Raw genomic sequence first — 521 nt, 5'->3', positions numbered from 1 at the left:
AGTGCGAACAGCGTCTCGAGGGTACCCTCGTCGCCGGGGAGGTGGATGTCTTCCACGAGTTTCCAAGGCTCGCAAGGGAAGCGCCGCCGGTCAGAGCTGATGAGTGCCATAGGCTTTTGAAGTCCTTTTAAAGAGTTGAGTCAGAGAAGTTCGTTGAGGTCGTCAACTACTTGAGTGGCGCCCGCGTCGAACAGGCTCTGATGGCCTGCGCCGCGGTCCACGCCGATCACAGCATGGAAGTGGCCTCTGCTCCCAGCCTGGACGCCTGCCACAGCGTCCTCCACCACGATGCATTCTTCGGTGGGGACGCCTAACAGCGAGGCTGCATAGGCGAACGTTGCAGGGTCCGGCTTGCCTGGAAGCCCGGCGGCAGCAGCCACCTGCCCATCAACCACCACCTCGAAATGGTGGGCAAGGCCCGAGGCAATCAGTACTGCGGGTGCATTGCGAGAGGAGGATACGACCGCTACCTGCAGTCCCTGCTCCAGCGCGGCGTTGATGAACTTGAGCGAGCCCGGGTA

1 protein-coding gene is annotated in these 521 nt (G+C 61.8%); it reads right to left on the bottom strand.

Annotated elements, in window-relative coordinates:
• Nucleotides 1-140: 140 nt before the first annotated feature.
• Nucleotides 141-521: HAD family phosphatase (locus CXQ91_RS24390; RefSeq protein WP_146072445.1), on the bottom strand; the 381-nt coding region annotated here is incomplete at its 5' end.

This window comes from Arthrobacter sp. Y81 (genome assembly GCF_002929335.1).
Classification (GTDB): Bacteria; Actinomycetota; Actinomycetes; order Actinomycetales; family Micrococcaceae; genus Arthrobacter.
Note: the sequence above shows the minus strand (reverse complement) of the source record. Positions and strands in the feature narration are given on the sequence as shown.